Genomic DNA, 16,857 nt, shown 5'->3' with positions numbered 1-16,857 from the left:
GATAGAACCCCACCAGTTACGCGCGAATTACCGATCGTGGAACACGGCACGCTCCCGCGTCAGCTCGGCTGCGAGAGCTTCTTCATCACCGCGTCACGCGGGCCGTCCGCCAGAACCTGGCCGGCGTGCATGACGATCACGCGGTCCACCAGGTCCAGCATCGTCATGCGGTGCGTGATCAGGATCAGGGTCTCGCCGGCCGGCCGCTGCGACAGGCGTGCGCGCAGGCTGTTCTCGGCCGCGAAATCCAGCGAACTCGACGGCTCGTCCAGCAGCAGGATGCGGCCTTCGCCGATGAGCGCACGCGCCAGCACCACCGCCTGGCGCTGCCCGCCGGACAGCAGTGCGCCGCGCTCGCCCACCGGCATGTCGTAGCCCATCGGGTGCGTACGCACGAAGTCGTCGACGCCTGCAGCCTTGGCCGCCTCCAGCAGTTGGGCTTCGTCGGCCGTGCTCGTGCCGTGCGCGATGTTGTCCCGAATCGTGCCGTTGAAGAGGAACGGGTCCTGCGCCACCGCGGCGATCGAGCGGCGCAGCTGATGCGGATCGAGCTGGCGCGTGTCCACGCCGCCCACCAGCACCGAACCCTCGCCCGGCTCGTACAGGCCCGTGATGAGCTTGGCGAGCGTCGACTTGCCCGAGCCCGAACGCCCGATGACGGCCACGCGTTCGCCTGGCTTGACGGCGATGCTCACGTTGCGCAGCGCAGGCGCGGGCGCGCCGGTGTAGCTGAAGCTCACGCCGTTGAACTCGACCGTGGCTTCCAGCGCGTCGCGCACGACGAACGACTTGCCCGCCGGCCGCTCCACCGGGCGGCGGAAGATCTGGTCCAGCGTCGTCATCGACTGGCGCGTCTGCTTCCAGCGCGAAAGCATCGACGCCAGCTGCCCGATCGGCGCCACGGCGCGCGAGGCCAGGATCGAACACGCGATCAGCCCGCCCATCGTCAGGTGCTGCTCTGCCACACCGTACACGCCGACCACGATGATGGCCACGCCGGCGATCGACTGCACGAAGCCCACCAGCGACACGCCGATCGTGGACAACAGCTTCGAATGCATCGACGCCATCGCGATCTTCTTCACCGCGCGCTCCCACGTCCCCTGGAACACGCCCTCGCTGGCCGACAGCTTGATCGCTTCGATGCCTGCAAGCACCTCGATGAGCATCCCGTGCTTCTGCGCGGAGGCCTGCATCGACGCCTTGACCGCGCGGTCGATCGGATTCTGCAGGAGCAGCGTCACCCCCAGCATCACCACAATCGCCAGCACCGGCACCAGCGCCACCGGGACGCCGCCCATGAACGCGATGGCGACCAGATAGATGAACACGAACGGCAAGTCGATCACCGCGCTCAGCGTCAGCGAAGTGAAGAAATCGCGCACTGCCTCGAACTCGTTCAGGTGATTGGCGAACGAGCCCGCCGACGCCGGCCGCTGCGCCATGCGCAGGCCGGTGACCTGCTGGAACAGGCGCGACGAGACCTCGAGATCGATGCGCTTGCCGGCGTAGTCGATCATGAAGGCGCGTGCGATGCGCAGGACCAGGTCGAACAGGTAGATGAGCGTGACGCCGACGGACAGGGCCCACAGCGTCTCGAAGGCGTTGTTGGGCACCACCCGGTCGTACACCTGCATGCTGTAGAACGAAGCGAGCATGACCAGCACGTTCGCGATCAGCGACGCCAGCGCCACGTGCGCGTAGGTGCGCCACTGGCTCGCCACCGTGCGCCGCAGCCAGCCGTATCGATCGGGCTGCAACGCCAGATCGGTGCCCGGCGCATGCGCGAGGTAGTCCGGCTGCACGGCCCAGCCGCCTTGCGCGATGGCCGCTGCGAGCATCGCCTCGTCCAGCGGCTCGTGCGCCACCGGCGCCCCGGCGCGGGGCGTCAGCAGGTGCACGCCCTTGGCCAGCTTGCGGATGACCGCGAAGCCGGCGCCGCGCGGGACGATCAGGCTGTCGCCCTGCCGCACCGCCGCGCCCGCGTCGGCGGCATCCACCGCCGACAGGCGCAGGTCTGCACGCTCGGCCGCGCGCGCGTAGGCCGACGCAGCGAGCACGTCGTCCTCTCGCGGCAGGTCGGCGCTGATCGACATGGCGGAAACCGGCCGGCCGCTCAGTGACGAGCACAAGGCCAGGCAGACCTCGAAGGGCACCGCGCTCCCCTCCCCCTGCGGGATGCGGATCACGGCGTCTTCGATGGTCGCTTCGTCAGCGCCCTGCCCGTTTCCGGGCAGGGGCATGGCGAGCTGCTGCGTCATGCGGGCACCGGCGCGGGCTGTGGTTGCGGCCACGCGATCAGATTGTCCAGCGTCGTGAGCCCCGTTCCGGTCTCGTTGTACGCGCCGAGCGAGAGATCCGTCTCTCTGCTGTAGAGGGTGATCGCCACGTCATGTCCGCTCGCCGAATGCCACGTGGTGTCGTACTGCGTCGTGACACCGTCGGCGAGCAACTCGCTCTTGAACCCCGCCACCTTGTTGCCGCCCTCGTAGAAGTACAACTGGCTGACATCGAAGAGATTGTCATCGAGCGAATTGCCGGCGGCATCCAGGAATTCGATGTTCAGCTTGCCGGGGCCGGTTTTGCGTCCAACGTTGTCGCTGATCTCGATCTTGTCCGCGTCTGCGTTGATGACGATCGTCGAATCATGCCAGCCGGCGGAGACCTTGGCATTGCCGGATGTGAGGACCGCACGGAGGTCGGTAAACGCTTCGCCGCCGTCCACGATCACTGCCGGCTCCGATGTCGTTCCAGCCATGTGGATGGTGACGACATCGTTGGCGCCGCCTATCGCTTTGACGCTCACCGCGTTGCCACTCGATGCATAGACCGTCGCGTTCGAGGCGCCGTCTTCCAGGGTAATGATGGCGTTGCCCGCCCCCTCGACCACGCTGAAGCCGTCCTTGTCGATCGTGATCTCGTCAGCGCCGCCATTGCCCACGAACTGCTTCAGCTTCGACGCCCCGTCGACCTCGATCTTGTCGGCCTGGGACGTGCCATAGAGCTGGTCGACATCGGCACTGAAGAAGCCATGGGCCTTGGTGCTGTCCAGCAGATCGGTGACAACGTAGTCGCCAGCGGACACCTCGTGTCCATTCACGGTGGCCGGCGAACCCTGTTTGGTGAACGACAGCCCTGCGCCGCTCCACGCGCTGAAGCTGACGACGTCGGTCGCCAGATTGTGGCCATAAATCTCGAACCAACCGCCACCCGCGGCATTGCTCACCTCGACCCAGTTGCTGTTGGCGCTGCTGAAGTAGTTTTGGAACAACGTGTTGTAGGCCTGCAATGGCAGGGTGTCGGGGAGCAGGTCTTCTGCCGGCTTGTCGGTCAAGTTGAAGTGAACGACGCCGCCGGAGGCCAGTTCGACGGTGTTGTTTCCCGAGCGCAGATCGAAGGTGTCAACGCCGCCGAAGCTGCCGTATGACACTTCCGCAACGTCTGCGGCGGAGCCGCCATAGCGTGTGAAGTGGTCGTCGAAAGCACTCCCCTCGAAGGCGTAGATTCCGTCGTAGGCCGACGCGCCGGAATAGCCGATGCCGCTCTGGATGGTGTAGCCACCACCATGGGTGTCGGTTGACTCGGCGAACTTGAAGCTCACGAGATCAAGGCCTCGGCTCTGGATGCCGTCGCTGATGAAGCCGGCGACGCGGTTCCCCTGGCTGTCGAAGATCGGCGTCAAAGCCTGAAGGAGGAAGTACAGGTCGATTCCCGCGCCGCCACGAATGACGACATTCGGGTTGTAGACCACGAAATGGTTGACCGAGTCCGCTGACGATCCCGACACGTCGATCTCGAGATTGGCTGTCGACACGTGTTGGTGGGATCCTTCCACCTCCATCGATCCAGCGGGGGCGATGACATAGGTGATGGCGTGACCGGTCCGGTTGCTCAGATCGACACCGTTGTCCGCGGACATCTTCAAGGGCGCCTTGTTGGAGAAATTGTCATCCGTGCCGGTGATATTGACGGAGGCATCGTAGAACGCGATCTGCGCCGCGCCAGACACCCCGTTCACCACATGATGGGCCACACCGGCTTTCACCACTTGAATGGGATTGGGGCTGGGGCCGAAGTCGACGATATTGCCCGTGATGAGGTACATGTCCGACACGCCCCACTGCGCTGCTAGGGCGACCGCGGCATCGATGGGGCGATTCGACGCACCCTCCGCATCCAGCGTGGCGAGTCGTTCCGTCGCCGCCTTCTCGTACTCGGTACGCGTCCACGTATTGGGTTGGACGATCAAATCATAGATACCGGCGGCGAGGGCCCCGAGCACCCCCCCAAAGCCTCTGATGGCCTCAGAATAGTAGAGCGCATTGTTGTGTTGCGCCTCTACCGTGCGGCCCTCGGCCTCCAGAAGCTTGGCTTCGCGACCAATTTCGTAGGCGTTCTGGATGCTGATGAAGTTGGGGGCCAGAATCCACGACGCCACCAATATCTGGACAGGAGTCAGCACGCCCAACAAGGAAAGACCCGTCACCGTTGAGCCATACAGGGCAGTGCTGAACGCCCCCCAGTTGGCGCCTTCGGTGAGACCCATTTGCACGGTCTGGTAAACCAGGTCGGTCGCCGCTAATGCGTAGTAGCCTTTTGCCGATATCCCATTAATTATGGAAGCTCTGCCGCTCAATCCTCGATCGACGGAAAACCAACCGATACCGTCCGAGTACACCGTGGCAAACCCCGTGGTAGCCCCCCAGATACCGGTAACCATGGGAAAGATGGTCGAGTAGCTCGGCCCCTTGATCTGAATTGTCTTCCCGTTTTCGGCCACATCCAGGAGACTTGACACCGCGCCACTCCAGTCGGCGGCCTGATAGATCACATTGATTAAATTATGCTTAAGGTTGGCATCAGCAAGAGGCCACAGCGTGAGAGCATCTTTCGGGTGACGATTTTTGATCCATTCCATCAGGCTTGTGCGATCCGGCTTATTGAAGAAGGGATTCGGCAGATCGGCGGGATACAGCTTCTTGGCCAAGGCAGTGTGGGCCGCGAGTGTCCCCGGATCCTTGAAGAAGCCGTAGAAGCCGAAGAGCTGCGATGCAGAAAAAAGGGTCTGGACGCCCCCGAACGCCTTCGAGCTGGCCTTGAATGTGTAGAGATCTCGAAGTTGTTCGGCCTCCGCTGTATTCCCCAGCACGGCTTGAGCCTGCTGATTCAATTGATAGGCGTCTACCCACTTCGTTACGATGTTCGCCGTATTTCCGATCGATGCGTAGAAGCGCATGGCTTGCAAGCCGTTGGAGAGCTCCAGGTCCGCCTTCTGCTGGTTCGCAATGGTCTTCACCTTATCCGAGTGCCGCACTTCCTTTTCAAGGGCGTCCCATGTTGCCTCCGATTGATGGTCGAGCCTTTCAATATCCTTTAGGACACTACGCATGGATTTTTCAATGGCGCTATTCAATCCAGATTGGAAGGCGTCATAATCTTCATCGTTGATATCATTCCCAGCGGTCAAGATCCTTTCCAACTTCGTTTTCAAAGCTGTGATGCGATTTTCTACAGCAGACTCCTTTGTCACCACCTGCATTTCAATTTCGTCATCGTGGGACAACAGCACATCTGCTTTTTGGCCGATTTTTGTTGCCGAAAAGATCACGCTCTCTGTGCCAAGCGAGAGAGATCTCATCGCTTCGGCTAGTTCATCCAGCCTTGCTCTCACCTGTCCCGCGGGGAGTCGAGAGCCCTCCAAATCTCCAATATCATCCAGTATTTCATACGCCTTCTGTTTAAACTTTTGGAGCTTATCTTCCAATTGGTTCGTAAGGATATTTTGAGTAAGAACACCAACTGCGCTTCGCGCACTTTGCATCTGAGCAATGTCATAACCTGGCGGTAAAAGATTCTTGTTGTGGATGTAGTAATCGGAAAGTTGCGCCAGCCATTCCTTTTTTGCATCTGCAGTCAGGTCGTTGAAGCCTTTGAAAATCTTCAAGACGTCGCTTTCATAATGCGTTTGAACTATGCTTGTATCAGTGGCAATGCCGCTGTTCAGCATGTACCTCAGTCGCGTGACCGTCGTGTAGCCGGTCGTCGCGGAGGCCGTGACACTGCTGTAGGTCGAAGGCCTCCAATAAAGTGAAGAGTCGTACGCGCTGTGGTCGGTGCTTGCGGGCAACTCCAGCATGCCGGGGGAACTCAGCGACGCGCTTTGTGCCGCGGCATAGATGTCCGTGGCATACGCACTGGAAATTCCCAGGTCGCTGGCCGTTTCTTTCGACATGACCAGGTGACCTGCGGCGTTGATACCCACCGCGAAGGTGCCCGGCGTGGCCGGGGAAAACAGATCCCAGCTCGCATTGCCGGCGGCGTCCAGCAAGCCGTTCACCAGTTCATACGGCACGCCGGCCGCCCGGAACATCTCGATCCAGTTCGAGGCGTCTCCCGCCAATTCAACCAAGTCGCCGTTGCGAACCTGGATGGCGGTACCGGCGGAGATCAGCTCTTCCGCGGTACTGCTCAGGTCGTGCCCGGCGACCGCGATGGCGCGCTCCGCCGTCGCCGAGAGCGAGGCCCACGTCTCCCTGGACATGAGCAGGTTGCCGTTTTTGTCGGCCACCACCAGGTTGTGGGTTGCCTCGAGCTCGCGGCGCCCGCTGTCGCTGAGCGTGTCGGCATCGATCGACGACGGCGCGATCACCGCGCTGGAAGCGTCGTGCAAGTTGCCCAGAGACAGCCCGAACTGACTCTGCAGGAACCCGGTCATCATCGTGCTCTTGACCTCGACGACGTCGGGCACGGCGGCCATAGGCGTGCCCGCGTTGGACAGCTCAGGAATGCCGCCCATCACGCTGGCCCACGCATCTCGGGTGGCAACGCTCATGACGATGGTGTCGCCATCGTTGCCAAAGAAGTAGGTCGCGCTGCTGCTCAGCTTGGCGCGGCCGTCTTCGGTGAGGTTCTGGCTGTCGACGCCGAACGACGAGAAGCTGATCGCATTGCTCTTGTAGCTTCGGATCTGATCGACCAACGTCGGGTCGGTGATGAGAACCAGCGGCTGCGTGTCGTGTGTCGCGGCATTGTGCAGCGCCGCCCCCACCGAGTCGGCAAAGCTCTTGCGCGCCACCAGCGTGGCGAGCTCCAGCACCGGCTCGATCCTGGCATGGGTGTCGTCCGACACCAGGACATGCCCGGTGCCATCGATCATGTAGCCCATGCTGCCGGAGAGCGTGTCCAGCGACAAACCCTCCAAGGGCAGCTTGGCCAGCGGCAGCTTGGCCTGCGTCAATGCGTCGGCAAAGTGGTCGCCCTGCCCCGCGCTGCGCCAGTAAACGTGCGTTTGGCCGTCGCTGCCGACATACGAGACCTTCTGCCACTCGTTCTGGAACAACGAGGATTCCAGCGCGAACTTCTGCACCGGCAACTGCGCGCTGATGGCCGCGTAGGTTCGTGCATCGATCACCGCTTTGCCGTCGACGATCTGGTAGCTGGACACTGGCGATGCGCTCAGGCTCGCCGTAGTGGCGATCTGATTCATGTCGATGCCCAGGGATTGGACCTCGCCGATGTGGGCCAGGTCGAACTCGTACGTTCCACCGGGGCCTTTGGTGATCAGTACGGAATCCGCCTTCCCGTTGAAGATGGGCGTCAGCGCATCGTAGGCCTGCAGCTGAGCGGAGACGCTGCCGGGAATGTCCATCGCCGGACTGCCCTTCGCATGCAGCGCCGCGCCAAGCTGGGTTTGCAGAAGCGCCGCCGTGTCGCCGCTGATCCAGGCATTGCCCTCGTCATCGACGAAAACCGTTCCGGGCGATGCATCGTTCAACGCACGGTCGAGCTGCGTCGCGTCAGTGAACCTGGTATGCGACTGTCCGTCCGCCAGCAGGTACCGCGCCTCGGACACCTTGATGCCCGCGCCGATCAGGTCGTCGATCAGCGACGCGTCAACGGCTCTCAATCCCCACTGGACCGCCGTGCCCGCGTCGGTGATCTTCGATTCGAGCTCCGCCAGCGTTTCCTCGGACATCACGAAGACCGTCTGGCCTCCCGCGGTCGCCGACGCGATCTTTCCGCTCGACCACAACGCGTCGAACTGGTCCTGCGTGGCAGCGCTCAGGGAGCCGATAGTCGACCAGGCCGAGATGAATTGCTTGTCCACGAACGCTTGCATCGTGTCGGCGCTGACGTGCACCGAGACCACGGTTTTCGCGACGGCGGTCTTGTCGGTGGCGTCGTGCGCAACGGCCGACATCGCTTCAACGCGAGAGTTCTGATGGAAGAGGTCGCCGTCGCCCACGACGACAGTGCCGTTGACCACGTCGTCCAGGGCCTTGCTTGCCGCTGCCGTGCTGTGATGAACGATGGCGTCAACGCGCTCCTGGAGCGTGGCATAGGTGTCCGCCGAGACATAGGCGGTTGCACCGCTGATGTAGACCGCGTTGGGCAGCTTGCTCGTGAAGACGGTGGCCGAGTTGCTCGCCACCATGTGCGGGATGCCCAGTGCGTCCAGCAGCGTCAGAATGGCTCCGGCAGGAAACTTCTTGACGCCTGCCGCGCCCGAGTAGTCTTCGGCCTGGCCCAGCGAATCACTCGCCATCTCGGCGAGGCTGGCGCTGGCCACCTGTACGTGCTTCGTCGCTGCGGCAAGGAGGTCATGGCGTGCCTGAGACGACATGACGATGCCGGCTCCGTCCTTCGTCAGCGCATACGAATCGCCCTCCTCGGTGAGCCGGACATACAGATCGAGCATGGCACCGTTCGTCGTGTCGATGGTGACGCCGTCAACCACGTATTTCACCGACTCATTCCGGAAGGACGTGAGATCGTCGGCCTCCTGTGCTGCTCGCGAGATCCTTATCAGCGTACCGGCGTCCACGCCGTGCGAAACGCCGAAAGCGTCCTTGAGCGTGAGCTCGCTCAGCGCCAGGATGTGCTCGTAGCTGGCGGGTAACGTGGACGTGTCGAACTGCAGCAGAGAACCGTCCAGGCGGTCGCCGGTTCCGAAGACCTCCATCATGTCTCGCTCGGCCTGCAGCCCGCTGAGGGCGACGGCCTGTTGCGCGGTGTGCAGAAGCTCGGTCCAGGCGCCTGTGGTCATCACCACCTTGCCACCATCGACGGCATAGTGGCCGTCATCGAGCGTGGCGCCCGTCAGGTCCCTCACGAGTGCGCGATCGTCGAGCCCGAAGTACACCAGGGCGTCCTGGAAGACTCTCATCGTGTCGGCCGTCAGATTCGTGCCATAGGTGTTGCCACCCAGGGCTGCTGTCTGGTTGTCCAGTTGCAGCATCGCGAGCAAAGTGTTGGCGTTGGCCTGGAGTTCGAGCCAATTGGCGTTGCTGGCCGTCGCCGTGACGTTGCGCTTGAGACCTTCGACAGCCGTGTCTTCGTCGGCCGCCAGCAGGCCCAGTGACGCCGCGAACGCGTTGATGCCTCCGGTGCCGTCGCCGTAGTACTCCGACCAGTCGACGCCGGAGTGGTTGTGCACTTGCTCCAGCAGCGCGCCGACCAGGCTCTTGCGCGTCTCGGGGGCCATCAGGACATTGCCCTCGGCATCGATGACCACGGTGTTCGCCCGCCGCAGTTGGCCTTGGCTGATCGCGTCGGACAGTTGCTGCTCTGTCTCGATGTGCAGTTCGTTCAGCTGCAGTCCGAACATCTCGGCCTGGTCCAGCAGGCCGCCGCTCAGGCCGGCGGCGTGCTGCTGCGCATTGCCCACCGGTTCGAATACCCAGGACTTGAAGGTCTGCCACCAGGGGGTGTCGCCGTCGTGCACCTTGTCCAGCTGCCCGAGGTAGGTGAGCGTTTCGGCCGCGGCCTGCAGGTAGTTGCCGGAGTCGGGAGAGAGGCTCCCGGTCGTCTTGCCGTTCGACTTCACGCCGTCGAGCTCGGCCAGCAGGATGCTCATGGTCTCGTTGCTCATGTGGAGCGTGCCGTCCGCGCCGTGCTGGACGGTGCCCAGCGGTGCGTCCCGCAGATTCCCGCGTCCCAGCGCCGTGTCGGCATAGGCGCCGCCATCCCGGAGGCTGAGCCAGCCGTCCGCCAGCGCCAGCCCGGCGCCGGCCGGCACCGCCACGATCCCATTGGGAGAGGTCGTAACGACACGCAGCGCATCCAGCAGCGCCGCCGCGTCGTCTGCGTTCACATCCACATGCAGCGACTCCACGGCACCGATCTGCGACAGCAGGTGCAGACGCGTCAGCTCGGTCAGCGTCACCTCCGACCGGCCGTTGACGGCGAGTTCGCCGAATTCCGGCGCATCGCCGCTGACCAGTCGGCCGGAGCCGCCAAGGCCCAGCCGCATCAGGTCCTGCACCAGCGAGTTGTCCTCCAGCACCAGCCTGCCGCCCTCCTCGCGGGCGGCCAGCAGTTCGTCCACCGCGTGCGCGCACACCGCCTGCCGGGCATCTGCGAGCCGGCCGGCCAGCGCGTCGACGATGTCCTGCCGCGTCTCAGGGGACATCAGGAGCGAGCCGCCGGGCTGCCTCACGATGCCGTAGGGCGCCTCCAGCAGCGCATCGATCGTGCTGGTTGCATGCGTGTCGAGGGCGCCCAGATCCGTCAGTTGCAGGCCACCCAGCTGCGCGGCCAGCGAGGCGATGGTCAAGCCCGCGTCCGCCGCCACGCGCCACAGCGACGCCACGCCGCTGCTCGACGTGAAATCTTCGAAGTTGGAACCCACCAGCAGCGGCGTGAGCTGCGCCTCGATGGCATCGAACGCGCCGACTGACTCGGAGCGGGCCTGCCAATTCACGACCGCAAGCGCTTCGTCCTTCGGATCGAACTGGTGCGAGCCTTCCAGATCGCCGCCCACGGCGGCCGCCGCCGCCGACAGTTGCGATGTCCAGGCCTGCTGCGTGGCCGTGGAGACGACGATCCAGCCGTCCGTCGTATGGGCGGCGGTGTTGGCCTGGGCCGCCAGTGCATAGGTGGCCGGATCGGCCGCGCTGTCGAACGCGCCCAGGTCGGTGATGGTGATGCCGAGCACCTGCTCGATCCTGCTCAGCAAGTCGCTGTCCGGCCGCATGTACACAAAGCCATCGTCGTCGATGGACACCCCCACGCGCACTTCGTTGAGCAGCTGGTTGACTTCGGCCATCCGGCCCACCACGGTGGCGGGATCCAGCGGGCTGGCGCCGGTGGCCGCGTCCTGTACCAGTTCCAGCTGCGTCTGCAGCAGGGTGTGCGTGGCGACGGACATCACGAGCTTGCCATCATCGGCGTCGTGCTGCACCGTGCCGACCTTGGCTTGCAACAACGCAGTCGCCGCGGCGGCGCTGCTGCCATCGAAGTTGCCCGCGTCGGCAATGCCCAGGTGCAGGCGCGCCAGCAGGGCCTCGTCGACGTCGACGCGCACGAGGCCGTGCACCACGTCCGGCACGGCGTGCGTGAGCGCATCCTGCACGGCGGCTGCATCGATCGGGTTGTAGGCGGCCGCTTGGGGATTGCCTGCGTACCGGGCATCGGCGATGGATTGCGGATCGATCGTGTACGCGGTCACCTGCGAGGCCTGCATCTGCGCGGCAACCTGCCGCAGCAGCGCGGTGCGCGTGCCCTCGCTCATGATGAGCGTCTGATGGGCTTCGTCGATCACGAAGCGGCCTTCGTTCGACTGCAGTGCATCCACGTCGGCCGTGGTGGGCTGGGAAGTCCGGGACTGCAGCGTCAGGGAGATGCCGAGCTGCACCAGTGTCGGCAGCAACTGGGCATCGACGACGGCAAGGCCCACGCCCGCGGTCGAGGCCGGAGCGTCGCGCAGCGTGTTGTCGGCCTCATTGAGGATGTTCAGGTGCGCGTCCGGATCGTCGTGCAGCAGCGCCGCCATGGCGCTGTGGGCGAGGTCGGCACGTTCGTGGAAGTACTGCGCGTTGAGCTTCGTGCGCAGCGCATCGATGGTGGCTTGCGAGAGCACCAGCGAGCCGTCGGCCGTGTAGGTCAAGGCCAGCTGGGCCGCGTCGCCCAGCGAGCTTGCCCCGGCGGCGTCGAGGCTTCCGACCGGCCCCAGATTCTTCATTTCGATGCCGGCAGAAGCCATCATCGCGGTGAACAAGTCTGGGTCGATGTCGACGACCATGCCCGGGATCTGGGTCGAAGCCGCGCCGTTCAAAGTCTGCGACGAAGACGGACGGAGCATCGCGCTCAGCGCATGCGCCGTGTCGTTGACCAGTGCCATGGCATCGGTGAGCGGCAGCAAGGACGGATGCTCTGCCTGCCGCTGGTGCGCCGTCTCCAGCGGCGTGAAGTCGGAGAGCTGCGTTTGTTCTGCCGGCAGGACGCTCCGGGTGCCGAGATCGAGCCCGATGTCCTGCAGTTCGCGGGACAGCTCCTTGGTCAGCGCACTGACCGCGGCCGGGGCCATGAAGAGCGCACCGTCGAGCTTGAACACCTGCAGCAGACCGGATTCCGACTCGACGCGCCCGGGCACGATGGCGTCGCGCTGAGCCTGGGTGTAGTTGCTGAAGTCATCGATCTGGAAGCCCTGCGCGACCAGCATTTCCAGCAGATCGTCCGAGGCTCCAACTTGCTGCAGCGGCTTGCCGTAGAACGAGGTGTCCACCGCGCGCTGCAGCGATTCCAGCACCGGCAGGAGGTCACCCACCGCACCGCCCTCGGCCTGCAGCGGATCGGCCTGGAGCTGCAGCACGCTCAGTTGCGCCAGCAGCGAGGCACGCGTTGATTCATTGAAGAAGACTGGCGCATCGGGCCCGCTTCGCGAAACCTCGCCCGCCAGCGGCGTACCGCTCAACGCCTCGACGGCGCGGAACGAAACGCCCGAGTCCTGCAGCAGTTGGGCCTGCTGGGCGGTGAGGGTGTAGATGCCATTCGTCGCCGTCGCTGCCTGCAGCAGATCCAGCAGGCCGCTGACCGGGGAGTCGATCCCCTTGCCGTCGGCCATGGCATCGGCCAGCGACCGCGTCAGCTTGTCGATCGTCATGGGCGACATGGCCAGCTTGCCGTCGCTCGTATAGGCGAGGGAGCCCACCGCGAGCAGGTTCTGCACGAGGTTGGCGCCGCTGGCCAGCTGTGCCGGCGCCTGGTGCTCGATGCCCAGCTTGTCGAGCAGGTCCAGCAGCGCGCTGTCGACCGTCCACACGCCGCCCTCCGGCCTGCACTGCGTGAGCAGGTAGGAGGCCATCTCGACGTAGGGAGAGTGCTTGCCCATCTCGGCCACGCGGTGCTGGTCGAGATCCGCCAGCAATTGCAGGAACGTTTCCTTGGTGGCCGACAAGGTGCCCGATGCATCCGTCGCCAGTTGGCCTGTCTGCGTCACGCCGACCGAGTTCAACCAGGACACCAGCCACGCCGCATTGGGCACTTGCCATTCGTCGGCCGTGCCGTCGCCTTGCACTGCTTCGGCCAGGGCGTCGACGACTTCGGCGTACTGGCTCAACCGCATCGACTCGCGAAGCTCGCCCATCTTCATCAAGAGAGCGAACCGGTACTCCTCAGACAGGCGCACCGTGCCGCGCTCGGCGTCGGCGAACAGCGCTCCCGGCTGCTCGGACACATCGATCGACGGGTTGGCCGAGCGCTTGTCGTAGTCCACGCCCAGCACGTCCAGCGCCTCCGTGAGGCTGCCGCCCAGCTCGACGACGCCGCCCGTGACGGGGGCCTTGGAAAGCGCCTTCCGCACCGCATCGGCGAGTTCGCCGCGGCGGTGTATCCATTCCATCAGGCCCTGCTGCTGGTCGCTGGCGAACGAATCGACCGATACCGTCGTCGGCTGCGAGACGAAGCCGGCGATGACCTGCTTGCTCGCCTCGATGGCGCGCTCGATCTCGCCGAAAGTGCTGGTGACCTGGACGGAGGCCAAAGCGGCGTTCGAACGCACGCCGTACTCGTCCACGATCTGCACCATGAACTCACGTGTGCCCTCGTCCATGTTGGGGCTCTCGGTGTGGAACACCAGCGAGTCGATGAGCGCCTGCGCCACGGCGATGGAAACCGCAGTGGAGCCGTTCTCACCCGAGAAGGTCAGCGCGTAGCTGTTCTCGCCGGTGGAGGCGATGTTCACCGTGGGTGGGGTGCCGCCTGCGCCCAGCTGCTGGTAGGCATCGGCGAAGCGCACCATGTCCACCGCCCAGCTGTCGCCGGCATGCGGCTGCGTGACGGTGAGATTGACCGTGGTGATGCCCGCGGGGTTGGTGTCCACGTCGGTGATGACGACGTCCGTTGCGAGCTGTCCTTTCGGTTGCTGCGCCTCGTTGAAGGTGGACTCGTCCAGGGCCAGCACCGGGGCATGGTCGACGTTCAGCGACATCGTGTGCGGGGCAGACGTGTCCTTGCCGCCGTGCGCCGTGCCGCCGTCGTCCTGCACCTCGAAGGTGAAGCTGGTGGAATCCTGCGGGGTGCCGGAGTTCGCCGGCGTGAAGACGAACTTGCCGTCAGCGATGTCCTGCGCCGACACGAACGCGGCCACGCCATTGACGAGGAACAGCGGCACGCCGTACACAGTCAGTTGGCCAGACCCCGGCAGCGCGGTGATCTTGATGCCAGCCAGTTGGTTGTTGCTGTCCACCGACTCGGCGAAGGGAAACTCGGCCATCGTGAAGACATGCGGCTGATGCTCTTTGACCGTGATGGTGGCATCCCCGCTCTCGGGCGCGTGGTTCACCTCCAGGATGTTCAGCGTGTAGGTCGCCGACCCCTGTTCGTCGTCCGTGCCCCCCGTGCCGCCCTGGCCTTCGGCGCCGGGGTCCACGCCCCTGCCACCGCTGTCGCTGACGACGATGTGCAGCTGGGCCGGGCCGGTGGCCAGCAGATCCGCGGTGTAGGTGAGCTTGCCTGCTTCGATGAAAGCGTTGAGGTCGCTCAGCGTGCCAGCCAGGTTCACTTCCTCGACTTCAACGCCATCCGAATTCACGCCGCTACGCGTGGTGACGGTGACGCCACCGGAACTTACAGCCTGCAGGGTGCCATCGGCCGCCCACATTTTGACCTTCATGAGGTTGTCGCCGACATCGGTGTCGTCGAACCTCACCTTGACGACGGTGGCCTCGCCCTGGTAGACGTCCAGACTCGAGCCAGGCAGTTCGATGGTGGGCGCTTCGTTGACATGGGTGTCCGATGCCGAAGGCTTGAACGTGAGAACCAGGGGCAGGATGACGCCCAGTCCCAGACCGAGCAAGACAGACAAGGCCTGGATGAACGGTACGGCCGGTGGCAGCGGCGGCGTCGTTGGCGGCGTCGTCGGCGTCGTCGGCGGCGTCGGCGGCGTCAGATCGTTCAACGGGCTGTCTACGCTGCTGTCAAAGCTATCGTTGTCGTTCAGTATCTCTTTCGCATCGAGAAAATCATTCACTGCCTCGAACTGCGAATACTCTGCATCGGAGGATTCCACGAGCTCCACCGCTGTTTCGTCGGTGAAGGGGGGTTCATCCGCAGTTGGCGCGCCGCACAGGATCTCGGAGAGCCATTTGAAGAATTCTTCGATCGTGCGCGCCCGGATGCCAGAGTTTGCACCGACCGTCCCCGCCAGCAGCAGCGGCGTGCCCACCGCCATTCCGGCAATCGTCGTGGCGCTCAGCCCAGGGCCGTTGTCGGGCGAGCCTGCGACATACGACGCCCGCAGATCGTGCCCTTCCGGCACCACCAACAAGCTGGTGAATGAATACGCCTTCTCATTGTTGGCCTCGCCGGTCAGGCCTGGATCCTCGCCCGCGTTGCCGTTGTCGTTGATGCGCACTTGCAGCAGGGTACTCTGGGCGGCCTGCGAATGCGTGACGTCATGCTCGAGGTAATCGCTCAGCACGCTGGCTCGACCAACGACGGTGAGCGTGCCGGTGCCATTGCCGGTGACCATGATGCCCGCCCTCTCGTTGGCATTGAAGGTGCCCTGCGTCGCATTCATCACGATGCGCACCGCAGGATCGGCCTGGGCGTCCAGCCGCTCAATGGTGGAGTTGATCTCCGGCTTGGCATAGGTCTGCGGCGCGCCATAGTGCACGCCGTCGCCATTGGCAACGAAGTCGTTGATGTCGCCCAGCGCACCGGTGAGCACGATGGTGTCGCTGCCGTCGCCCTCCACTTGCACCAGGCTGGTGCCGTTGGAACGCATGATGCCGGCATTCACGTGCAGCTTGACCGTGACGGCGTTGCTGCCCGCGTCCGCGTCGCTGAAGTGCAGCCCTTCCAGCCGTGTCAGGCCACCCTCTCGCACATCCTGCGAGACGACCTGGTCGATGATGGGCGTGTCGTTGACCGGCGTGACGTTGATGGTGAAGGTGCCCGGCGCGGGCGAGAAGGCGCCCGCCGCATCCTGCATGCTGTAGCTGAAGCTGGTGGCGCCGTTGAAGTCGTGAACTGGCTTGAAGACCAGGTTCTGCAAGTCCGCGACGGCGATGATTTGCCCTGATTCCACGACGTAGCCGTTGAGCCCCAGCTGGCCATGGCTGGGCAGCGTATCGATCCGCACACCCTGGATGCTGTCGCCGCTGTCCACGTCCGTGTACCCGAAGGACTGCAGGTTGAACAGGTTCTGCTTGAACTCGATGTTCTCGACATCGTCGACCTTGACCATCTGGCCCACGGCCAGTGGCTGGCCGAAGAGCGTCATCACGCCTTGCGAAGGCAAGGTGTCGATGCGCACGGCCGGCGCCAGACCATCATCGAACTGCACGCTACCCATCGTGGTGGCACGGAAGTTGACGTAAGAGTCCTCGGCCATGGTGATCGAGCAGTCGGTGGCCACCGGCGCTTCGTTGACATCGGCCACGCGCACCTTGATGGTCTGGTCCTTGGACAGGCCCGCGCCGTCGGTGACGCGCACGACCAGTTCGTGGCTGGTGTTCGCCTCGTAGTTCAGTACCGGGCCGCCGGCCACGCTGACCACGCCGGTGGTGGCGTCGATCGTGAAGCGGCCGCCGGCGTTGTTGACCAGGCTGTAGGTGAAGGTCTCGCCCGCATCCA

Annotated in this window: 2 protein-coding genes; both read right to left on the bottom strand. The window is 64.2% G+C overall.

The genetic code is table 11. The annotated features are described in order from the left end of the window. Positions 1–59: 59 nt before the first annotated feature. Positions 60–2,294, bottom strand: coding sequence for a type I secretion system permease/ATPase (locus A8M77_RS18180; RefSeq protein WP_086922916.1), 2,235 nt, complete (start codon positions 2,292–2,294; stop codon positions 60–62). Then, positions 2,258–16,780, bottom strand: a complete 14,523-nt coding sequence (locus tag A8M77_RS36100) for an Ig-like domain-containing protein (protein ID WP_238136869.1) — start codon at positions 16,778–16,780, stop codon at positions 2,258–2,260. Before A8M77_RS36100 ends, A8M77_RS18180 begins: the two co-directional genes overlap by 37 nt. Between the last annotated feature and the right edge of the window lie 77 nt (positions 16,781–16,857).

It is taken from the genome of Variovorax sp. JS1663 (genome assembly GCF_002157355.1).
Classification (GTDB): Bacteria; Pseudomonadota; Gammaproteobacteria; order Burkholderiales; family Burkholderiaceae_C; genus Variovorax.
This window is presented reverse-complemented; position numbering and strand designations above follow the sequence as displayed.